The sequence below is a fragment of the Halosubterraneus shenae genome (genome assembly GCF_050510935.1).
GTDB lineage: Archaea > Halobacteriota > Halobacteria > Halobacteriales > Haloferacaceae > JBDGPU01.
The window spans coordinates 134095-155820 of record NZ_JBNLVO010000006.1; the positions used below are offsets into that span (position 1 = coordinate 134095).

Annotated in this window: 25 protein-coding genes and 2 pseudogenes; 23 read left to right on the plus strand and 4 right to left on the minus strand. The window is 60.1% G+C overall.

Annotation, left to right across the window (positions count from 1 at the left end; all coding sequences use genetic code 11):
- The first annotated feature begins 30 nt into the window (after positions 1-30).
- Positions 31-2046, plus strand: coding sequence for a hypothetical protein (locus ACQE3M_RS14070; RefSeq protein WP_134671650.1), 2016 nt, complete (start codon positions 31-33; stop codon positions 2044-2046).
- Between the two features lie 43 nt (positions 2047-2089).
- Here the strand turns inward: ACQE3M_RS14070 and ACQE3M_RS14075 are convergent, their stop codons facing one another.
- Positions 2090-4069, minus strand: coding sequence for a hypothetical protein (locus ACQE3M_RS14075; protein ID WP_004594522.1), 1980 nt, complete (start codon positions 4067-4069; stop codon positions 2090-2092).
- Positions 4070-4594: 525 nt separating this feature from the next.
- On the opposite strand from ACQE3M_RS14075, the gene ACQE3M_RS14080 reads away from it, so the two are divergent.
- From ACQE3M_RS14080 to ACQE3M_RS14110, 7 genes are all read left to right on the plus strand, one after another.
- Positions 4595-4885 carry a hypothetical protein gene (locus ACQE3M_RS14080; protein WP_004594521.1) on the plus strand — a complete coding sequence of 97 codons (291 nt, stop codon included), beginning with the start codon at positions 4595-4597 and terminating at the stop codon, positions 4883-4885.
- Entirely contained in the window at positions 4885-5211 is a 327-nt protein-coding gene (locus ACQE3M_RS14085) for a DUF7558 family protein (protein ID WP_011222441.1), read from the plus strand. The genes ACQE3M_RS14080 and ACQE3M_RS14085 overlap by 1 nt, the downstream gene beginning before the upstream one ends.
- 156 nt (positions 5212-5367) lie before the next feature.
- Positions 5368-5718: a DUF8105 family protein gene (locus ACQE3M_RS14090; RefSeq protein WP_004594520.1), complete on the plus strand. Its 351-nt coding sequence runs from the start codon at positions 5368-5370 to the stop codon at positions 5716-5718.
- Between the two features lie 6 nt (positions 5719-5724).
- A complete protein-coding gene (locus ACQE3M_RS14095; RefSeq protein ID WP_004594519.1) occupies positions 5725-6054 on the plus strand; it encodes a hypothetical protein in 330 nt (109 codons plus the stop codon).
- 84 nt (positions 6055-6138) lie between these two features.
- Positions 6139-6396 carry a HalOD1 output domain-containing protein gene (locus ACQE3M_RS14100; protein ID WP_004594518.1) on the plus strand — a complete coding sequence of 86 codons (258 nt, stop codon included), beginning with the start codon at positions 6139-6141 and terminating at the stop codon, positions 6394-6396.
- A gap of 587 nt (positions 6397-6983) precedes the next feature.
- Positions 6984-7844, plus strand: a complete 861-nt coding sequence (locus tag ACQE3M_RS14105; protein WP_004594516.1) for a hypothetical protein — start codon at positions 6984-6986, stop codon at positions 7842-7844.
- A 231-nt stretch (positions 7845-8075) separates the two neighbouring features.
- Positions 8076-9413: an AlbA family DNA-binding domain-containing protein gene (locus ACQE3M_RS14110; protein WP_011222445.1), complete on the plus strand. Its 1338-nt coding sequence runs from the start codon at positions 8076-8078 to the stop codon at positions 9411-9413.
- 5 nt (positions 9414-9418) lie between these two features.
- Here the strand turns inward: ACQE3M_RS14110 and ACQE3M_RS14115 are convergent, their stop codons facing one another.
- Positions 9419-10168, minus strand: coding sequence for a hypothetical protein (locus tag ACQE3M_RS14115; RefSeq protein WP_011222446.1), 750 nt, complete (start codon positions 10166-10168; stop codon positions 9419-9421).
- A gap of 221 nt (positions 10169-10389) precedes the next feature.
- Between ACQE3M_RS14115 and ACQE3M_RS14120 the strand changes: the two genes are divergently transcribed.
- The 3 genes and pseudogenes from ACQE3M_RS14120 to ACQE3M_RS14130 all read left to right on the plus strand — a co-directional run.
- Positions 10390-11310 carry a transcription initiation factor IIB gene (locus ACQE3M_RS14120; RefSeq protein WP_049938512.1) on the plus strand — a complete coding sequence of 307 codons (921 nt, stop codon included), beginning with the start codon at positions 10390-10392 and terminating at the stop codon, positions 11308-11310.
- A gap of 263 nt (positions 11311-11573) precedes the next feature.
- Positions 11574-12443, plus strand: a complete 870-nt coding sequence (locus tag ACQE3M_RS14125) for a biosurfactant protein 1 (protein ID WP_011222448.1) — start codon at positions 11574-11576, stop codon at positions 12441-12443.
- Positions 12444-12536: 93 nt separating this feature from the next.
- Positions 12537-12697, plus strand: a pseudogene (locus ACQE3M_RS14130) (transcription initiation factor IIB family protein); the annotation flags it as partial.
- On the opposite strand, the gene ACQE3M_RS14135 reads toward ACQE3M_RS14130, so the two are convergent.
- On the minus strand, positions 12694-13182 hold the full coding sequence (locus ACQE3M_RS14135) for a hypothetical protein (protein WP_011222449.1): 489 nt from the start codon (positions 13180-13182) through the stop codon (positions 12694-12696). The pseudogene ACQE3M_RS14130 and the gene ACQE3M_RS14135 overlap by 4 nt on opposite strands.
- Positions 13183-13199: 17 nt before the next feature.
- The gene (locus tag ACQE3M_RS14140) at positions 13200-13751 is read right to left on the minus strand and encodes a DUF7342 family protein (protein WP_049938513.1); all 552 of its coding nucleotides are present in this window, start codon (positions 13749-13751) and stop codon (positions 13200-13202) included.
- 135 nt (positions 13752-13886) lie between these two features.
- Between ACQE3M_RS14140 and ACQE3M_RS16360 the strand changes: the two are divergent.
- From ACQE3M_RS16360 to ACQE3M_RS14195, 12 genes and pseudogenes are all read left to right on the plus strand, one after another.
- A pseudogene (locus ACQE3M_RS16360) lies at positions 13887-14019 on the plus strand (biosurfactant protein 1); the annotation flags it as partial.
- A 67-nt stretch (positions 14020-14086) separates the two neighbouring features.
- Positions 14087-14275, plus strand: coding sequence for a hypothetical protein (locus tag ACQE3M_RS14145; RefSeq protein ID WP_004594506.1), 189 nt, complete (start codon positions 14087-14089; stop codon positions 14273-14275).
- 86 nt (positions 14276-14361) lie between these two features.
- Positions 14362-14742, plus strand: coding sequence for a hypothetical protein (locus ACQE3M_RS14150; protein WP_004594505.1), 381 nt, complete (start codon positions 14362-14364; stop codon positions 14740-14742).
- 67 nt (positions 14743-14809) lie between these two features.
- Positions 14810-15472 carry a DUF6735 family protein gene (locus ACQE3M_RS14155; RefSeq protein ID WP_134671651.1) on the plus strand — a complete coding sequence of 221 codons (663 nt, stop codon included), beginning with the start codon at positions 14810-14812 and terminating at the stop codon, positions 15470-15472.
- 37 nt (positions 15473-15509) lie between these two features.
- Positions 15510-15794 (plus strand): DUF7967 family protein, encoded by a 285-nt coding sequence (locus ACQE3M_RS14160; RefSeq protein ID WP_004594503.1) that lies wholly within the window; start codon positions 15510-15512, stop codon positions 15792-15794.
- 61 nt (positions 15795-15855) lie between these two features.
- Entirely contained in the window at positions 15856-16605 is a 750-nt protein-coding gene (locus tag ACQE3M_RS14165; RefSeq protein ID WP_004594502.1) for a helix-turn-helix domain-containing protein, read from the plus strand.
- A gap of 59 nt (positions 16606-16664) precedes the next feature.
- Entirely contained in the window at positions 16665-19028 is a 2364-nt protein-coding gene (locus tag ACQE3M_RS14170) for a heavy metal translocating P-type ATPase (protein ID WP_011222451.1), read from the plus strand.
- A gap of 120 nt (positions 19029-19148) precedes the next feature.
- Entirely contained in the window at positions 19149-19571 is a 423-nt protein-coding gene (locus ACQE3M_RS14175) for a hypothetical protein (RefSeq protein ID WP_011222452.1), read from the plus strand.
- Between the two features lie 108 nt (positions 19572-19679).
- The gene (locus ACQE3M_RS14180; RefSeq protein ID WP_011222453.1) at positions 19680-20180 is read left to right on the plus strand and encodes a PX domain-containing protein; all 501 of its coding nucleotides are present in this window, start codon (positions 19680-19682) and stop codon (positions 20178-20180) included.
- Between the two features lie 6 nt (positions 20181-20186).
- The gene (locus tag ACQE3M_RS14185) at positions 20187-20552 is read left to right on the plus strand and encodes a DUF7568 family protein (RefSeq protein ID WP_011222454.1); all 366 of its coding nucleotides are present in this window, start codon (positions 20187-20189) and stop codon (positions 20550-20552) included.
- 72 nt (positions 20553-20624) lie between these two features.
- Positions 20625-21020, plus strand: a complete 396-nt coding sequence (locus ACQE3M_RS14190; protein ID WP_011222455.1) for a DUF7567 family protein — start codon at positions 20625-20627, stop codon at positions 21018-21020.
- Positions 21021-21102: 82 nt separating this feature from the next.
- Positions 21103-21687: a hypothetical protein gene (locus ACQE3M_RS14195; protein WP_011222456.1), complete on the plus strand. Its 585-nt coding sequence runs from the start codon at positions 21103-21105 to the stop codon at positions 21685-21687.
- Positions 21688-21726: the final 39 nt, after the last annotated feature.

Sequence of the window (21726 nt, forward strand, 5' to 3'; positions counted from 1 at the left end):
TCCCGCTCAGGAGGTGCAGGAGCACACGAAATGACGCTCTCCGAGGCAGCCATCCGCGAGCACTACCGTCGTGCCAAACCCATCTACGAGGCGCTGGCGACTGTCAAGAACTATCCAACCATCGGGTTGAACGACTTCGTCGGATGGTACATCAAACGCGACCACGACGACGTCGAGGCGATTAAGGCCGGGTATCCGCAGCGCGGACGGGTTGCCCGCCTCGATCGTGACTACGACGAGATTCACGACCGCCTCAACCGGACCCTCTATGCCGTCACCACCTACAAGACACCGACCGCCTTCCAACAGTGGGAACCCTGTCGCTACGACGAGTCTGAGGGGACGACCGTTTGGCAGGATGAGCCCCCAACCCCCGGGTATGCCGACCTCCGGGCAGTTCCCACCTGGGGCGATATTGACCTCGCCGACGACATCAAGCCGCAGCGAGGCGACCTGGATGGCGAGACGCGTGCCCTCGTCGAGCGTACCCTCGACGCCTACATCGACGAGTATGCAACGCTCTACGGCACGCGGAAGGCGGTGTATGCGCTGGACTCCGTCGGGGGCGCGTACGTCTTTGGGGCCCCGGAGGCCACACTACCAATTGCGGACCACTTCAATGACGATCCGGATGCGCTCGAACGGGTGTTCAACGAGTTCCTCGACCGCTCGAACGCATGGCTCCAGAAGGCAGAGGCCCGCGTGAACGAGCGCGTCGACGGCGCCGGCGACGTCATTCAGCCCGATTGGGTGAACAACAAGAACCGCCAGTACAAGCCGCCACTCTCGATCCACGCCGACCACGATGCCGTCGTCACGCCCATCGCGACCGACAACGTCCGCTACGAACTCCGTCCGTTCGAGGGTGTCGACGACGCACTCCTCGAGCAGGCGGTCAGTTGGGCCGATGACCTCACGCGAGTCGAGCACACGGACTGCGTCGACTCGCTTGTCGCGACGCTCTGGCCGGACCTGTACGAGGACCACGGGGGGTGGCAGGCCACGCTGGAGGAATGGGTGGAAGCGGAGCGTGAGCGGGAACGGGAGCGCCAGCGACAGCGTGAGGCAGCGCTCCAGCGACGCGAAGAGCGAATGGCAGAACTCGACGGTACCCTCGAAGGCCGTCCCGTTACGCCGTTCAAAGAGGACGTCTACGAGGCTGTCGAGGATATCGACATCACCGAGATTGCCCGTCACTACGCGAGCGATGCCTACGATACGGATCCGAACCAGCCGCGGCCGCAGTTCGACCCGTGCTGGCGCCACAGTGAGAGCGGGCAATCCTGTTTCGTCGACGAGCAGGCCAATACCTTCGGCGATTCGAAGGTTAACGCCGGGGGCGGGCCGGCGAAGCTGATGGCGCTCGCGACGGGGATTATCTCCGCCGCCGATGCGGACCTCGACGGGGAGGACTACTGGGCTGCCGTCGACGAACTGCGGAGCGCCGGCTACGACATTCCGGTGTGGGTTCCAGAGGCCGGATCGGACCGCGTCGACGGCGGGACCTACGACCAGATGCCGTTCTGGGCCGTTCGGAAAGCGGCTGTCGCGCTCGAGATTTGTCCGGAGAATGCGTTCGTCGATCGTGAGGGCGAGGAAGGAACCTACGAGGGATTCCCCGGGTACGAAACCTACAACGAGACGCTAGAAGCCATCGAAGACACGGACCTGAACCACGGGCGCGAGCGGGTCACGCCCGAGGAGAACGCAGCTGACGATGAATCGAAGTCACCCCCCGAATCTCCTACGAGTGACGATCGACCTGGTGACTTGGACCGGGCTCACCTTCGCGAAAAGAACCGTCTGTTGACAGCGAAAATCAAGCGTCTCGAATCTGAACTGGAGGAGAAATCGGAGCAAATCGAGGGGCTGGAAACAAAGGTCAACCATCTCCAATCGGAGCTCGCTACCGTCCGCTCTGAACGTGATCGGCTAGAGGCTGCTCTCGAAGAACGTGAGTTCGAGCAAGAGCCAAATCAGGGAAACCAGGACGAGAATCGATCCCCACTTGACAGGGCGAGAAGGTTCATTTCATCCAATCGGTAGACATCTCACTCACTCAGCATCAAATCTTAAACTACCTCAACAGTCACGTCTCCGGCGAATCCTCTCTATCAAACGCCCCCTCAGACACTGGGAAGATATCGATAACGTGCTTATCAAAGGTTCCCCACATAGTCTCGTGCCCGAAACGAATCCGATGACTAAACTCCGATTCAGCCTCCTCCCTATCAACCTCCGAACGCTGGAGCTCACCGACCGTCTCCCCATACCCTTCTCGCAGCTTATCAAGTAACTCATCAGGTGTATACTTCGTCGACTCAGGGTGTGTCCAGCGTACTTCCCCAGGAAAACGTTCCATATCATCCGCATCCTGAGATTCGCTCAAACCCATTATAGCACGGAGCTCGCCTAAATCCTCAGCGTGTGCCGGCTCATCCTCATCAACATCTACATCCGAGAAATCACCCTCCCAGACAGCAACACCCACTAATGACCGCCGAACCTTTTCACCTCGCTCCTGAAGCTCAGAAAGAATCTCCTCTGCTGTATCAGAGTCCAAATCGGAATCCTTGTAGTCATCGTACACCTCCCGATGCTTCTCCGTGATAAACTCCGGAAGAGGAATCCGAGTATCCGTCGCCAACCCCACACGTTTCACAAACTCGAGGATATCACGATCCTCGGGCTCAGGTAAATCGATACCTTCGAAAGGCTCCTCAAGCCGCTGCTGATACGTCTTATCCGAATCTGGGAATTCAAATTCTACCCTCCGGATATCATCCTTATCCTGGATTTTGAGCATCTCAAAGTATTGCTCAACACTCAGATCATCAGGATCAACATTAAAATTGAACTGGCCTTCTCCGAATTCGTGGATATCATCGGCAGTCTTCTCCCAATTAATCTCAACGTGGATTGGATGCTCAGGTGTAGGCTCCGAACCAAACTCTACCTCAAACTCCAGCGTGTCGCCGGCAAGAGACCAATTACCGATCCACTCTACTGTTGACTTTTCTGGAACCTGCAAATCCTCAATTACATCCGGCATTACATTTCTCGGCAATAGAATCCGAGAATCAGGATTAGCGATATGTATCAAATCATTCTCATCCTGGCCACCACCACCGGTGGACTTCCAGAAGCTGAGATTAATCTCTTCACCCTCATCTAAAGTCGCCACATCATATGCCTGGGTATAGAGAGTATACACATCTTCGACGACATTCAGAGTCTTCTCTTCCAGAATCGATCGAGGAATAGTCAGCAGATACGGCTCACCATCCTGTGAATCAGCAGAGTACTTACACAGGAACTGAATGACTTCATCATCGAGAACAATTCGATCATCGAGTAACTCGTCATTCCCGAGCTCAAACCCAGTACTGTCACCAACCGTAACCCGATTGCCGTGTTTAACGGCGTTGTACGCCTCTCGGAAATTCAAATAGAAGACAGCAATATTCTTGAGTTTATTTCTCAGATTCTCAATCGAATCCTCGACTAACAACTCCATCTCCATCGACTCAGGGATATCCTCACCCTCACCTTCGTGAATCTCTATATCAGCCAACCCAACATCAACTGGAACATCTTCCAGTTCTTCCTCTGAGAAACTAATCGCTCCCTCTCGCACCGCCTGATACCCAAAGATCAAACTCAGAACCTCATTCGAGTCAGCCTCAACATCTCGTTTATCAAGATACCCATCAAGTTCCTCCTCCAGAATAGCCTCAAAGAGTGGCCGTATATCTCCGCTTGAAGTCCGGATAATCTCATTAATATAGGATTCCTTATTCAAAATGAGATATCTGAAATAGGATCCAAACTCCTCGATATACTGCATCGTTGCTCGGAAAAGATCCACGACCGAGTACACCTTTACAGTATCCCGCTGGTCCTCAGGTACCGCATCCAACCCTGCGTTGATTGTCCCTGCGATTTTACATATGTGAGCGTACGCTATCTCCGGGTCTTGACGATCCTGAATAACCTCTTCGGGATCCTGAGTCTCTGAGTCAGAATAAAACTCGGTATACTCGAAGAAGCTTTTCTCATTTTCAGACATACTATACAGTATATAAAAGAGGGTGAAAAGCGTTTGTCACCAGAATTTCTTTCACTTTCTTCAGAGTTCGACAGGGCCATTTCGGTTAAATCGTCCGAACAGTTAACCTGACACCAGCGACGACCTCCCCTAGACACCAGGTATGCTGAGAGTCGTGCTGAGTCAACAAATCGTAGGACGGCAGCACTAGACACCAGACTCACCGACGAGGGAGTTCCCGGACAGCCCCCGAAATCTGGTGTCAGGTATTGCTGTCTTGCGATTTGGAGGCGAATTGTGCCACTAGACAGCAGGAAAATCAACCGATATGTGGTGGGGGTGGCGGCCCAAAGTTATGTTCGCGGCCACCAGGGCCGAGATGCCAGGCCGCTGGCCAAGCGAGAGTAGGCTGCCACCCGGACGATGGCGTGGGGCGTGGAGGGTGAAGGAGCAGATCGACATCGTGACTGAGAATGGTGACTGTGGCGACTGTTTATTGTGCCCCCGAGTGGGTGCGGGGCGGTTCCTGTGCTGCCCCTGATTTGTATGTCTGGTCCGGATAGATACGACGATACGGCAGACGATCACGAACGGTTCGAAGCGGAATTGCTCGCTCAGGATCGGGATGCGCGGTCACCATCGACGGCGGATCTTGACGACGAGACGGCCCGCCAGCTGGTTCGAGAGCTACTCGATGCCGGGACAGTCACACCGGTCGTCGACCAGCGGCTCCTCGTTCACGAGCCCAGCAACACAGCGTTCGAATCGATGCAGCAGCTCGCCGTCTTCCACACAGGCTGGACGGCCGCCCGGGACGCCGGCGAGGGTGATGGGTGATGCAGCAGACGCTGGCCGGCTGTGCCTTCTGCGAGGCTCCATCCGGGATAGAGACTGGGATCGCCTACACGTGGGGGAAGGAAGAGCGGGTCAACCACCCGATTTGCGTCGACTGTGCGATCCAAGAGACGCCGGATCCCGATGATCGTGATCACTACGCCTGTGACAGCTGTGGCCTCGTCGTCAACGCGCTCGCAGCGCTCACACGGTTTCGAATCGAACTCGGCCATCTCGAAGGCCCGATACAGGTCTGTGCGCGGTGTAGTCCAGGCGGGCCAGCAACGTACTGGACACGCGACCTCGAGGCACACATCGTCTCTGACTGACCCGCCGAGCGGTCGTCGACGCGAGTGGTACGGCGACCACTGCGGGAGGGTCACAGTTGTCCGTAGCTGTCCCACCCCGCGAACTCAGCAGCGCTGGTTGTGTCGCTGTCTCGTTGCTCCGCTATCTTCAACAGACGGGCGCTCCTCGGGATGACTATGGACTGCCCCGCGTGCGGGTCCCCCGTCACCCTCGAGGTCGGACCAGACCGGCCCCTGTCGACGTCGCTGTCCGACGCCGTCCTCGCAGCGGAAGAGGACGAGCAGATCGAGGTGACCCGCGATTGTTGGGACTGTGGCTGGCACGAAACGCGGGCGCTTCGCGTCGCATCGATCGACAGGACCGCCGGCGACGAGACTGCCGTCGAGCGAGCCGCACTCATCGACGAGATTGCCGATGAGCTCGCAGCGATCGGCTGTGTGGGTACGCTTGAGGAGACGCTGGCTGCAATCCGTGAGCAACGAGAAACCGACTCGGCGACGACCGATACGGACGACGCGGCGGAGTGACTCGCAATGCCTGATACAGAGGCCAACTATAATGTTCGTGAGCAAACCGGGAATCCCGAGCACGCATCGGTCGACGATGTGGTTGACCTCGTGATCTACCGGGCGCAGAACCCGCGAACCGAGCACGAGGATGCACATTTCGATACGGCGGTCGCGGCTCTCGTCGACAGATACGGAACGGAGTCGGTCCGGACAGTCATCAACCGCATCCTCGTCGACGACGAGCCGTTCCGGACCGCCACGAACGGCCTTGAGATGCGCAACGTCGACGGCGTTCGGATCGGAACCGCAGCCAGCTGGTTTCTCGAGGAGCTAAACGCACAGGACGACCACTGAGGGACCGGTTGAAAGGCCGCAGCGACAGGCCGTCGAGCCCCCATTTTTAACTCCTGTTCGTCCTATCTACCCGTCGAGGCCATAATGGCACCCTCCACCCCGAGAGACTCAGATCCATCCCCCGATCTACTCGTTGAAATCGTCGAGACACTGGAAGCCCACGGGCTCCCCACCGACTCGTATCAGCTCCACGACGCTGTTGACGTCGAGGCACTCGAGCAGCTTCTCGCATCCTCAGCCGGGGACGTGGAAGTCCGGTTCACCGTGGAGGGGATCCAACTCGCCGTCACCCACGACGGCGTCGATGTCCTTCTCGACGAGCCAGCCGGGGCACCGGATTAGTAGCGCGATCGAATTCGTCGACAGCGACACTCCCTGAAAGCCCTCGGCCGCTCGGCATCCCGCGACCACCGCTGCGCTCCTCGTCCCTGCGGTGCTTGCGGGGTCGGGGGACGACCGAGGCGGCCTCGCCCTTTCTGAGTCCGCCAGGACGGTGAATGACCATCCGAGCGGCGCAGCCGGGTGGACAGGTGTGTCCGTACCGGCCCGCCCCGCTCGCCGCTGCCGCCCTCCGCGTCGCTCGCGACCGACCATTCCGGGCTGCCTGCCTGCGGTAGCGGGCGGGCTGCCGGGCTAAAGTGAATGTGCCCTCGGCGCCAGCGGGAAAGCGCGGGGGGTTGCGCGGCGTGGCTGCTCACCCCCCACGCTTTCTCCGCTGGCCGCTCGCTCCGGGCGGGTCGGCGCGCGGTGCTGGTTGGGGTCGCCGCACTCGGGCGCGCTCTCGCTCGCGCCCGGTAGGGCGCTCGCGAAGGCGCGAGCGAGAGCGCGCAGTCGGTGCTATCGGTCGTCGACGTCGTCGGAAAACCGCGATGTTAGGGGCATCGCGGTGGCGGCGCACGAGCGCCTTCAGTGGTATCTGGAGGATACCAATGTCAAGTAACAACTCGAGTCGCAAGGTCGTTACGGTGGATGAACAGGCATTCGAACGAACCGAAGACGCCGGCGTCGACGAGGACGGCTTCAAGGTCGTCGACGACAAACCGGAGTTCCGAGCGACGGTTCAGCAGGAAAAGCAGGCGAAGGTGGATTCCAACCACCCAGACGGCATCGTCCAGGACTTCTCGCACCTGCCCCTCGCGCAGGAAGAGAAGATTCGCGCCCGGGAGGCCGAACTGGACCACATCAGCGCCCAGGCGGAACTCGGCACCCAAGACGGGCGGGCGAAGCGAACTCGCAAGGTCGTCACCGAACGGCGACAGCGTAAGCGGGCGGAACGCACCCCGGACCGGACGGATCCGCGAGAGCGTCTCTCCCGGATGGAGCTGGCGAAGGTGAACCAGGAAGCAGACCGGATGGCACAGCGGCTTCGCACCGGTCACAGTCGGGCGGCCGTCTCGCGGGCGCTCGCAAAGCGGGTCGCCAAGGGGCAAGACATCACCAAAGCAGTGTTCGACACGATGGATGCACTCAAGGCGGCCCCCGGCGCCATCTGCCCGATCGAGGACGTCCCGGACGTGCAGACGGATGAGGTGAGCATCGAAGGAGAAGTCGTTCAGCTCTGGGATGCTTCCAGCCGGAAGATCGCTCAAGTGGGCTTGGTCGCGGACGACACCGGGAAAATCAAGTTCACCTCGTGGCGAAAATCGGAGCCTGCCTTCGTCCAAGAAGGGGACACCGTCCGAATGCGGGCGGTTAAGAAGAACTGGTACGAGGGACGATGTTCACTCGCCGTGACCTACGACAGTATGATCGTCTTCCCAGAACGCGACCGCCGCTGGTGGGAGGAGTAGGGGCAACGCCCTTTCTTTTTTCGTGAGTGCCGGACCGGCCCAGGCCCCACCGCCCCACCCACCGCTCCGTGCTCGCTCCCGCTGGTCGCTGCGCGCGCAGCCACAACCTCAAGAACCGAGCTGAGATGTATGTCAGAATTCGGGAATTCGCTAACCGCGTGTATCCGTCCGAAATAAAAAGCAACTACCGCCTAGAGAGGTTTTTAGGCTGACTAGAAACATAGAGGGAATATGGTTAAATCGGGAGACGTGGATCAGCGGTGGCAGGATCTATTGCGTAATCCACGAGAAGAGGTCCATCGTGAAATCAAAAGCTGGCTTGATCTGTCTGATAATGTGGACAAGGCAAACGTAGCAAAAGCGATGCTCGCATTAGCGAATTCTGGTGGGGGTCAGATTTTGATTGGATATGAGGAGGTCGGTGAATCATGGGAACCGGATCCATCTCGACCACATCCGATTGACCACTACGATCAAGATACGATTAATGGGATCGTTGAGAAGTTTGCTGAGCCCCAGTTTCACTGTGAAGTATACCATATTGAACATCCAGAATCTGGTGAAGTCTTTCCAATTATCGATGTACCGGGAGACCATCGGGTGCCGATTCGATCAGACAGTGCTGGCCCTGAAGACCAACACGTTACCTACAACACATATTATATTAGGCGGCCAGGGCCAGAAAGTGCAGCACCGAAGACAGGACGTGAGTGGGACGAATTGATTCGGCGGTGTGTCACTGCCTCACGTGATGATCTGTTAGATCGAATGCGAACCGTACTGACGGGGTTCGAAAAAGGAGCAAGTGAAGAAGAGATTGATCCGCTGGATCAGCTTGCTTCGTGGACTGAGGCTATGCGGGAAGACTGGGAAGCCAACGTGATGGACGAGTACGGAAATATGGATAATTCACCCTATCGTCACGGGTACTGGTCATTTGCTTACAGTCTGGATTCTGAGTTTGATCAGCCATCTCTCTCTGAGTTCTTAGATCTACTACGGGAGGTGAAAGGTCATGAAACGGGGTGGCCGGCGTGGCTGATCAGCGAGGATCAGGTACATCCCCGCGATGAGACAATCGAAGGGTGGTATACCGGCGGAACATTCGATGACCCAGCGCACGCAGACTACTGGCGTGCATCCCCAGACGGGATGCTGTTCTTGCTTCGTGGCTATCAGGAAGACAGCAAAGATGAACTTGAGCCAGGTACAGTTTTGGATTATATTCTCCCAATCTGGCGAGTCGGTGAATGCTTGCTACATGCGAAGCGGTTGGGGCGAGAACTCGGTGAGGAAAACACGTCGGTCACCGTGCAAGCCCGATGGACGGGACTAGAGGGACGAACACTGGGCTCAATTGAAAATCGCCGTGGACTTTTCCCTCCGATTGAAAGAGAATCACATCAAGCGACAGTTACGGCCAGTCAACGCTTCACTGTTCAAGATTTTGAAGACGCTCTACCGGAAGTGGTTGAGACCTTGACCCAACCGCTATACCAGATCTTTGATTTCTACGAGCCGCCATCCGATCTAATCCAGAATGAGCTGGACCGGATGCAAAGCCAGTAACAACGCTACTCTAGATGTTCATCCAATTCCCACGCACCTTCATCATCGTAATAGAAACCGGGATGATATCCGAACTGAGAGTTTGATAATGGTCGGAAAAGCGGTGTGAGTTGGTCACGGATACCGTCTTCATCGGACAGACTGAGAGGTGTGAGGCGCGAGGTGCGGTTAGGTTCAGGAAATGCTTCAACCCGGTCAACCTGCCGATGTTGGTCTATTGTCGCGTTCGTGAGATTTGTCCCACTGAGGATTGCATACACCTTCTCGCTGTGTTCATCAGGAAGGACGTCACGATAGAACTGGAGGACGGTGACGAGACTTAATTCAAGATCCTGTGAACTGACTGCATAGTCACAGTCGTATGAATGACCGGTTGGATAGCAGAGCCCGCTCCCCCGGGCCTCATATATGCCAGTATCATACAGAGTTGCCACTGAACTCAGGTCTTTTCGATTCTCGTAGCGAGCGACAATATGGTTCCATGTCGGATCCGCGTGTTCAAACAGTCTATCGGGCCGAAACGATGGTCGACACGTCGCGGGAACAGGCAGTTCCTCAAGTTCTGTGATATCGACAAGACGCGATCCATCAAGAGCACTTTCAGGAACAATATGGAACAAGAGCTGTGGAATTGCATCCTCTGAATTAAGCATATCGAAGCGCTGAAGGTGGTATTCGCGATATAATGTCGACCGATCAACCGCCGGATATTCACGGTTGAGTTCATGGAGACGCCGAAGATGTGAATCACTCATATGCTCCCCCTCTCACCTTAGATAAATATGTATTCGGTCCCCTGTTGTGGCCTTGAGTGCCGCCCCAGTTCCTGCATAGCCAGTTCATTGGTATAAGAATCAGACTCGGTCGCTGTACGCCATCGGTTCCGAGATATCTGAACCGTCTTGTAGAGGTTTATTCCACCCATAATGGGTGAAGGATTCGCTGTACTGGCGAGTTCCTGAACATGGTGAGAACGATGACTACCAGAGACATCTACGAAACTGGCTTCGACGAAGACGTCCAAACAGAGTCGAGCGCTACCCAGTGTCCAGAGTGTGACGGCCGGGTCACTACGAATGCGGTCGAAACGATCTGCGAGGACTGTGGACTTGTTATCGAGGAACAACGTATCGATCACGGGCCGGAGTGGCGGGCGTACGATGCAGACGAGCGCGAGCGAACAGGCGCACCACTCACTACAGCCCGTCACGATCGAGGCATCTCGACCGAGATCGGCCACGGAACCGACGCACACGGGAACGAACTCTCTGGTCAGAAACGCCGGCAGCTGGCCCGGATGCGACGTGAGCAGACCCGTGGTCGCTGGCGGTCCAAAGCGGAACGGAATCTCGCACACGGGTTGGGCGAGGTACGCCGGCTGGCGAGTGCGCTCGAGCTCTCTGAGTCGATTCGTGACCAGGCGTGCCAGCTCTTCCGGAGCGCTCAGAGCGAGGATCTGCTTCGAGGCAGATCCATCGAAGCCATCGGTGCAGCGAGTATCTACGGTACCTGTCGATGTAACCAACACCCGCTTCTCCTCGAGGATGTCGTCGACGCCGCCCGAGTCGAGTCCGCTCGTGTCACCAACGCCTACCGAACACTGAATCGCGAATTAGAGCTCCCAGCACCACCAATGCGCCCGACGTCGTTCATTCCACGCCTGATCTCGGCGCTGGAGTTAGACCACGACATTCGTCGGCGCGCGAACGAACTCGCAGAACGCGCCGAGGGGACAACCCTCACGAACGGCTGTCAGCCATCGGGCGTCGCGGCCGCCTGTGTCTATCTGGCTGCCCAAGAGCAGGGCGCGTTGATTACCCAATCCACCGTCGCGTCGGCAGCAGAGGTGTCAGTCGTGACGCTCCGAAGCCGGCGAGACGAACTCCAAGCGATCTGAGACGCCTCCGGTAGAGGAATACCTACATACAGGCAGAGAGTCTACAAGGGGGTATGGATCTGGACGAGACTGTCGAGTATCTGTCGACAGAACTCGATATCGAGCGGAGTGAGCACGTTCGCGAGGTCGGTCGAGCGGTCGCCGAGCTCCGTGACTGAATCGGTCTCAGGCGGTCAGATTTATCCCGTCGTCGCCGAATCCGTCCCCGCATTTTCTCACCCCTGAGTTTAAATACCAAACCGGGGGAAACGCGGAGCGAATCGATGACTGACCACAACTCAGACCGAGAGGCGTTCCAACCTGTCGGGGAGGGCGCTCTGGTGCCGGACCCAGCGCTGGATCAGCCAGCAGACGGCCAGCCAAGCCGCCAGCGTGAAGCCTCGCATTCGGGTGGGTATCCGGACGGAACAACCGACACAGACCGATCCTGTGTCTCCTGTGGCGCATCGATCCCGGCGTCGCAACGAAAATGCCGGTTCTGTCTCGAACACGAACTTGACGGCGCGTCGGAGTCGGGTGCTGCGAGTTCCGAGCAGACACTGCGTGGTGTGATCCACTTCCTCGTCGAATCGGGGACGTTCTACGGCGCCGTGGCAAGGGGAGCAGCAGCAGCGACACTTCTCTCGTCAGGTCACGACCAGCCCATCGACGACTGTACGCTCATCTACGATCTCGACGACGAGCCCGCACCCCAGCTAACCGAGCGCTGGCCTACGCTCCCCGCTGCTACTGAGGTGACCGCAGCGGCTGGCGACGCGTTACTAACAGCGGCCCGTGAGCGGACAGCGTGGAACGAGAGGAGCGATCGTTCTCAGACGGAGATTCCACGCGTCTATGACGAGCGTGGCCAGGGAATTCGCGATGAGTCGTCCCTCGAGCACACGCTCGACGACAGCGATCAGCTGTGGATCGTCCCAGCAATCGCTGTGGAAACAGTACCCCGCGAAACGAAATCCTCCAGTACCAGAGCTGAAATCCCGACCGTAACAGCCCTCGAGTGCCAGCACTGTACGAAAGAAACAGAACATCGCTTCAGTACACGCGAGTCGCTCCCTGACGAGACCTGGACGGGCCAACCAATCTGGGAGTGCCAAGTGTGTGGCACAGGTCGCTACGGGCCTGCTCCCGAATAGGGCAGTAGGAATCTCACCGTTTAACCAACAGTCTCCGATGGAGATGGCTTCTGTTGGTTAACACGGTGAGTACCCGCAAGTCCGACGTCAGTCATAGCGGGCGTTCATTCGGCAGGTTCGCAGCGGCCTGTCTCTACAAAGCGGGGCGGGAACAGGGGGTGTGGGTAACGCACCGTGACATCGCCAAGTCCGGAAACGTCACGCCGACCACGGCCTGGACGCATCACCAGAGGTTCGATGAACTCGCTGTCTAGACGGGCCAGGTAGGGAGCGAGGGCGCTCCATTCTTCCAGTGGATCGCATCTAGCGCGGGCGGGAACTGCTGTAGTCGGTCATCGAGGACGGCGAGTGGGTGCGCATCGAGAAACGTCGCCTTGTGCCGATCAACCGGCGTGTCTTCGTGATTGAGTTGGATATGACAGGGCCCAAGGTCCGGATGGTCGGCATCTTGGTGGAATCCGAGCATCAGATTTCGGTCCGGTTCGACCCAGTTTATGCGGTAGTATTCGTGGTCGACGCCGGCGGGGTACCAGAAGCGAATCTCCAGTCGTGCTGTCGCCGCGTCGTACGAGTCACTCAGGAACGTCGTCGGATCGACACCCGCGATGACGTACCGGGGTCGGCGTCGAGACGGGCGATAGCGGACCTCTTCACACCCTGGCTGGTTCGTCAATCGGTCGTGAACGTCGCGGAGGAGGGTCCGCTGTGTATAGCGGTCGCGACCGGCAAGAAAGATCATTCTGTGAGAGAGGAGGGTTAGCTCGTGGCGCGGTCAGCCACGTCGGTCATCTGCTCGCGGGCAGCTTCGACGTCGGAGTAGAGTTCCAGTGCGTGCTTGATGAGGCGGCGATCCTCCTCGTTCTCACGCCAGAACGCGATGACGTCGCGGCGGTCCCGGAGCTCCGCACTTGTGAGGTCGCCGTCGGCGAGCGACTGTTCAAGCTCTTCCCACGTCTCGACGTCGTAGGTCGCCTGCCACTCCTCGATCTCCTCGGTAATCGCGGCCAATTCACTCCGCAGCTCCTCGCGGGTATTTTCCTCGATGAGCGTGCGGATCTCCTCGAAGAGCAGTCGCGTGTAGTCCGGTTGGTAGCGCGTCGTCTCGCCGGCCTCGACGCGACGCAACTGGCCCTGGTCGACGAGGTCCTGAAGTTCCTCGTTGGTCGTGCTCCAGGCGGCGTCGGCCTGCTCGCTGATCCAGTTAACTGAGCGGGGTTCGCGAAGTGACTCGGCGACCGCCCGAATGCGGTCGCGGGCGCTCATCGACTCAGTCCACGATTGGACCCCATCTCGCGAGGATTCGGTCATGGTTGGCACCTCTTGGGACAGTGTTCGCGCCCTACTCCCATATATGTTTGTACTGTCTCGCATAATCAAGAATGCCTTGCGGGCGAAGGCGTCCGGACGTTGAAATGCGATACCGACAGAAGGTATGGCCAACCGATGTACGACCGATATTCTGACGTTGAGGAACTACGGCCGACCGGCGAGGCATCCCACAGCCCGGACACAATGTTGGACGACGGGTGTGAGAGTGACCTCCTGGCGGCAACGCGTCGCGACGAGCACTGGTGGCGACCTGATGCGACGACGACAGTCACGTGGAGTGTCTATCCGCGCCGGCGAGTGGTGAGGCGCTACCGATGAATCAGCAAGTCGAACAGGGCTACTGGATGCATCGTGTACTCAGCAATCTCAGCCGCCTCGACGTCGAGCGGTTGGACGACGCGGATCGAGAGCGAGTCGAGACTGCAAGAGACCTCCTGGAAGAAGTGAGCCTACTCACGGGACCAGAGGACGGGAGCGGACCAGACGCCCCAACAGACGACTGATCGTCATCGCCGTCGACGCCAGGGGCACTTCCAGTGTCGGTTTATCGCCCCCCAAGAGGGGTGCGGGGCTTCCCGCGAGTCCAGACATGGCGACACTACAAGCTGCGACGACGTCAACCGGCGCGATCGTATCGGATCCACAGGCTGTCCGCGAACTCTGTGAGAGCTACTGCTTCGGGACGCTCGACTGGGAGGTCACCGACAAGGGCGAACTCACCATCTGGGGGTACGATGACTTCGAAGTGTACGAGGCGCGGGAGAACGGCCTCCCGGACTACGAGGGCGGCATCGTGACCCACGAATTCTTGCGAGAACTTGCCGACCACCTCGAAGCTGACGAGGAACTCGACATCCAGACAGCGGGGTTCACGAAGTGTCGCTTCCCAGTGCTGGCGAAGCGGTACGTCGTTCGCGACGGCGAAGTCCTCTACGCGGATCTCAGTTCCCCCGAACCAATCGAGGAGTAGCGTTGTTCGTCCCCCGAGAGGGGTGCGGGGCGATCCAGTAGCGGTCGCCCCGTGAGGTGATTGCTCGATGGGCCACCGCGCACTCGTTGCGTACGAACGCACAGACGGACAGTACACGCTCCACTACAGCCATTGGGGCGCAGCGAACCTCAAGCTCAAGCACCGAATTTCGGCTGAGTCGCCGTTCGGTGGCGACGACACCAACTCCAAGTGGGCGAAACAGCTGCTGGCTGAACTGGCCGATGGCCTCGAGGCAGATGCGGTCGACGGCTACCTCGCTGACGAGGATCGACCGTCGACGGTCGTCGAGCCGAAGCCCCGCGCCACCGGGCTCACCCTCGACGAGATCATCGCTGACCATCTCGACTACCTCCACCACGAGGCGTTCTACGTGGTGTCACCGACCTTCGAGGTGACCGCCTACCGGACGCTGTGGTTCGGCCTGCAGTACGATTCAGAGACAATCGACAACGGTGAGACGGTCGGGAACGGGGCGCTCGCGACCGTTCGGTGGCACGACGGCGAGCCGGTCGGCGACGGCCATCTGAAGGGGCAGTTCCGGGCGCTGAAGGACGTCGTCGGCGATATGGTCGACAAGGGGGTGTTCACGCCGTCGACGGCTCGCCAGTACCTCACACAGAAACTCGGCGAGTGGGTCGGCGAGCGCCAGGAACTGCGCATCCCTGGTGGTGAATCACCGTCGAAAACTGCGTCAGTCGACCGATTATAACGCCAATCCCTTTCTGAGTCCCCACGAACGTCTGGATATGTCAGATCGGGCTGATGACGAGGTGCGAGTATGGCTCGTCGAACGTACCTACTCCGATGATGAACAGAACCTAATCATCCTCACCTACGCGACACCCGACGGCAAACAGTATTATCGGAAAGAGCGGGCACTCACGTCCTTCACCGATATTCGAGATACGACAGCGGCAGTCGATGCGGGGCCCGGCAATCTCGGCACGGTTGATGACCCCGATCTCCAGGACCAATACGCGGCCGAAGCGCAGCGAATGCAGGAGGTCCACGACCCGAACGACGTGATCTGATGCTCACCAGTAGACGTAGTCCCGTGCCATTGGTTATGTCGGAGGAGGCCGTAGACGGGGTATGCGCGAACTCGTCTTCGCCCTCGAATACGAGCCGGGGTGCAATAGGGTGGCGGATGCCCTTGCCGACTACCCCGACGCCCGTGTCCGCTCGCTTTCGTTGCACGCGACTGCCGACCAACTTTGGCGAGTCGACCATGCCACCGGCACTCCGGACGCACTCGACGCCATCGAGGACGCGTTTCGAAACAGCGACTACTACGCCGACTGTCTCGCCACCGAGGACTGCGGCGCCACCCAGACCACCCGCGTCCTTGACCGCACGGACGACACGCTCGTCCTCTACTCCGACTGGGAGCGAACCCCCACCTGCGCCTCGGTTCCCCACATCGCCCGCGACCATCTCGGGGACGGCGTGCTGTTCGAGACCCGTCATGAGGGCCGCCACTACACGTGGCGACTCATCCACTCGGGCGACGGCGACGTGGCGGCATTCTTCGACTCCCTCGAGGTTGCCGTCGAAGAATGCGCTCAGATGGAGATGCTCCGCACCGCGGACACGACGACAGCAGCTGGAGGAAGCGACGAAACACCGAGCGGATTACCCCCGGCGCAGGAAGCCGCCCTCCAAGCCGCCGTCGAACACGGCTACTACGAGTCGCCCCGCGAGGTCGATGTCGGCGAGTTGGCCGAGCATCTCGACGTGCCTCGGTCAACACTTACCTACCGGCTCCGTCGGGCGGAAGAACATTTGGCGAAGCAACACGTCGCCGGCGAGCGGGTAGCGGAAGAACGGCTGGCATCGCACTGACACCGCGGTTGGAATATTCCAACAAAGACATATCGAACTCCCGCTCCTACCGTGAGGTGATGACAGAGAATTCCGATGTGGATACAGCGGGACCACCGAACGGCGGCGGGCAGCGGGAGTTGACTGCCCGTCTCACGGTCCCCGAGATGGACTGTCCGTCGTGTGCGCAAAAAGTCGACAAGAGCCTCCAGCGCGTCGACGGCGTCGTTGAGGCCACGCTCCAGCCGACCACCGGGACAGCTACCATCAAGTACGATCCGGACCGGACTACCAAAGCCGACGTCGTCGCGGCGATCGAAGCCGCCGGCTATGACGTGATCGGCGGAGCAGACGACGAAACCGACGAGTCTGCCGACGGCGTCGATATCGCGCCACCTTCGGAGGTCTGGACGAGTTCTCGCGCGAAGAAGACGTGGCTCGGCGCAGCGTTCGTCATCCTTGGTCTAGTCTTCGAGTTCCTTCTCACCGGCCAGAACGTCGCGATAGCGAGCATCCTCGACTACCCGCTACACATCGCAGATGTCCTGTTCCTCGGTGCCGTCGCGGCCAGTGGCATCCCGGTCGTCCGCAGCGGGTACTACTCCGCGAAGAACCGAAGCCTCGACATCGACCTCCTGATGGGGACAGCGATCATCGCCGCAACCGGCATCGGCTACTTCGTCGAGGCCGCGACGCTGGCCGTCCTGTTCAGCATCGCCGAACTGCTCGAGGACTATGCGATGGACAGGGCACGGGATTCTCTGCGCGAGCTGATGGAACTCTCGCCCGACGAGGCGACCGTCCGTCGCGATGGTGAGGAAGTGACCGTTTCCGTCGAGGAGGTCGACGTTGGCGAGACCGTCGTCGTCCGCCCTGGCGACAAGATTCCGCTCGACGGGACGGTCATCGAAGGCGAGAGTGCAGTCGACCAGTCGCCGATCACGGGCGAGAGCGTCCCCGTCGACAAGACCACCGGCGACGAGGTGTACGCCGGCGCGATCAACGAAGAGGGGTACCTCGAGGTAGAGGTCACCTCGACCGCTGGCGATTCGACGCTCTCGCGTATTATCGAAATGGTACAGGGCGCACAGGCGAAGAAGACCGAGTCTGAGCAGTTCGTCGACAGCTTCTCCGGCTACTACACACCCCTCGTCGTCGTGCTGGCAATCCTGACCGCCGCTATCCCGCCGCTGGTTATCGCTGATCCGGTGGCGGTGGACCTAGCCGGTTACGGGTTCACCTTCGCGGGCGACTGGCAGACGTGGTTCATCCGTGGGCTCACGCTGCTGGTGATCGCCTGCCCGTGTGCGTTCGTCATCTCCACACCCGTCTCGGTGGTGTCGGGCATCACGAGCGCCGCGAAGAACGGCGTCCTGATCAAGGGCGGAAATTACCTGGAAGCGATGGGCGAGGTCGACGCCGTCGCCGTCGACAAGACCGGGACGCTCACCAAGGGCGAACTCGCCGTCACCGACGTCGTTCCGGTGGGTGACACTACGGAGGACGATCTGCTCCGTCGCGCCGCTGGGCTGGAGCAGCGCAGTGAGCATCCCATTGCTACGGCGATTCTCGCCCGTGCTGAGGAGGCGGGCGTGGGCAACCTGCCCGACCCGACGGGTTTCGAGAGCCTCACTGGGAAGGGCATCCGCGGCGAGATCGGCGGCGAGACGTACTATGCGGGCAAGCCCGCGCTCTTCGAGGAACTGGGCTTCGACCTCGCTCGGGCACGCCGCGAGACGGACGGCGGCGTTATGACGGAAGAGGCGACCGAGGGCGAGAACGGGGCGTTCGCCGAGGATGCCCTCTCCGCGCTGGAGCGGGAGGGCAAGACTGTCGTTATCGTCGGGACGGAGTCGAAACTGCTGGGTGCGATCGCCATCGCCGACGAGGTTCGCCCGGCCTCGAAGCGGGCCGTCGAACGCCTGCACGAGCTGGGCGTCGAGCGCGTGGTGATGCTCACCGGCGACAACGAGGGCACCGCCCGCGCAATCGCCGAGCAGGTCGGGGTCGACGAGTATCGCGCAGAACTCCTGCCCGACGAGAAGGTCGACGCTGTCGAGGAGTTACAGGCAGAGTACGGTGATGTCGCGATGGTCGGTGACGGCATCAACGACGCGCCCGCGCTCGCCACCGCGGAGGTCGGCATCGCGATGGGCGCGGCCGGCACCGACACCGCTCTCGAGACGGCCGATATTGCGTTGATGGGCGACGACGTCGGGAAACTCCCGTACCTGTACGACCTGTCGCATACGGCCAACGGGGTGATCCGGCAGAACATCTGGGCGAGTCTCGGCGTGAAGTTCCTGCTCGCGCTGGGCGTGCCACTGGGGCTGGTCAGCGTTGCGTTGGCGGTCGTTGTCGGTGATATGGGGATGAGCCTCGGTGTCACCGGGAACGCGATGCGGTTGTCGCGAATCGAGCCCGATCGGTTCTCCGACACCTGACTCTGCGGCGGGAAGTGCGGGCAGGACGCTCCTCTTTCGCGACTTTCCTGCGCTCTATCGAGACAATTTGCAGTTTGTCTGGGGCAGTAGAGACTGAGCCCCACCGCAGGCTCTGATTTGATGCCCGAGAATCCAGACGACGATCCACTCCACGATTGCGAGTTAAGTCCCGACGCAGTCCTCGGGACGCGCACCTTCCACGATGTCCTGTTCACTGACGATACCGAGACGCCGGTAAACGTGCTCACCGGCGAGACACCCGCACATTCGCAGGCGACCGTCGAGGAAGCGAAGGCGTTCGCTACGAGTATCGATACGGACACACCACAAATCGCGCTCCCGGCCTCTGTCGAGACGCAGATCGAAACCCAGAGCCAACCCTACACGGCGGCCGCGTTCTTCCACTTCAAGGCGACCGGGTCGCTCGAACTGCACCGTGCCTACCACGCCGCCTACGACTCCGACGCGTTCAGCACCGACTTCGAGGCCGACTACGAGTCGGGCGACCTGACGATCACCGTCGAGCAGACTGCCGATTCCTGAACGCGGTCTCCCGAAGCGAGGTTTTTCGAGCGCCGGCGATGGGTGCCGGCGCACCGAGCAGACAGCGCCGAGCGGCGCCCGGTGAGTCGGCACTCCGAGGTGAACCAGATGCATATGGTCATCTACGCGCTGGTGGAAGCACCGACACAGCACGACGCCCTGGTCGAGGGGAAAGCAGTCTTCGACCGTCTCGTCGGCGCGAATCCCCACGGCTGCGCCGTGTTTGATTACTACGTCACGTTCGATGAAGACGACACGACGGTCGCCGGGAAGGCCCGCTGGGGTGACCTGCCGACGGCGGCCCCCATCAACTCAGAGGAGGGCGGTGAACTGCTCGACCGGGCTTGGAAGGCCACGAAAGAGGAGTTTCAGCGGAATCTCGACCGCGTGAAGGAGGCGCTCGACGAGCTCAGCGACGAGGCGATCATGCGCGACGAGGACCTCGCCCGCCACGCGTTCCACCAGGTCGGCGCGTACGAAGGGCCCTCAATCCCGATGTACGACCAGCACGCCCAGGGGATTCGGCATCGAGGCCAGCTCGACCGAGTCCTCGAGGAAGACGAGGACAGCCAGACGCTCTGGATCGTCCCCGCAGACGTTCATTTCTGACCAACGATGCCACGAATCACCAACTGGTCACGAGAGAGTCGCTCACCAACACTCGCGTATCGAAACACCGAGACTGGAGCGCGAGCTGTTCTACACCGGGCGCCGGATTCATACCGGTACAAGTGGCGCGGAGCGATCCTCGTCGACGGCTACCCGATCTGGTCGCGAGGCTTCGAGACGAAGGAGGCGACAACGTTCCGGGATGCGCTTCGGGAGCGGCCAGCGCCCGAACTGAACTGTCCGGAGTGTCCAAACGACGACGTCCTCGTCGGTGAGAAGACAGCTGATGGAGCGACGGTACAGCGCTGGTACGACTGTCCGGACTGTGGGTACGAAGCCCCCTCGCGCATCGTCTACGGCCCTGAACGCTGAGGACGTACACACGCAGGGTGTTTTTCGGCCGGGGCGGAGAGAGTGACCCGGTCGAACCGGGTCGGTCCAACAATGAGTCTCGAAGTACTCGACCGACACAGCGAGGCACTGTTCGAGTTCCTCTGGTGTCCCGTCTGCGGGCAGGAAGTGTTCACCCACATTCCCTTCGAGGGAGTGTTCTGCAAGAACTGTAACACGCAGGTCGTCCTCCAAGAGTCTCGAGAAGACCGTGGCTACGAGGAGGCTGTGCTCGCGTGCTTCGACACCGACTCAACGTGGAACCTTCACGTCGACGAGAAGCTCCGCCGCGACCTGCCTGACGGCTCGGCACGGGCAAAAATCCTCGGTGCACCGGGTGCCTATGAGATCGACTGGTGGAGTCCAGCACCTGGGGAGGATTGGGAGCCGGTCGAGCGTGGTGAATTCGACGACGTGGAGGAACCAGACGAGGTGTCACATCTCGCGTAGCGGATTGCAATCCCGCTACGACTGTGTGGTGTTGTTTCAGCGCCGGCGATGGGTGCCGGCGCACACGCGCCGGCGAGTACCGATGTCGACACGGAGCCAACTCCGATTCGTCCAACGAGTCGAACAGACCGGTGAGACAGATGGCAGCGCCGACCGCGTCGCGCAGGTGTACCGGCATTCGGACGGGTATCCCGGGAGCGTCCTCCGGGATCTCGCACAACTGAAAGAGCTGCTCGATGCGACCCGCGCAGAGCGTGGCCCGGGCTACACGGCGGCGACCTTCGTGTTCCTCGACAAGCTCTCGACGGTCGACCTCTACCTGGATGGCGACCCAGAGCGAACGATCGACGCGGCTCAGCCAGCGGATCTCCTCGAGCCGTCCAATATGGAGCACCTGGACCAGCCGCTGTTCCTGCTGGGCCACGGCGTCGAGAATCCGGCCGACGGCATCCACGGCGACGAGGAGTACCTCTACGTCGTCGAACTCCCGACGGAGAACCCGTTCGACGAGCCGACCGAGTGGACAGTCAAAGTGAGCGGTCACTCCGCGTTCCCCCGCTGGGACGGCCCGACCGACGAGGCCTTCGAGCAGGCGAGCTGGCAGTTCCACGGGTCGCTCGAGGACGCGCTCGCAGAACTGGTCCGGGACGAAGCAGTCGTCAAGTAAAATCCCAAATCGTATTTATACAGTTAGGGTTTAGAAAGA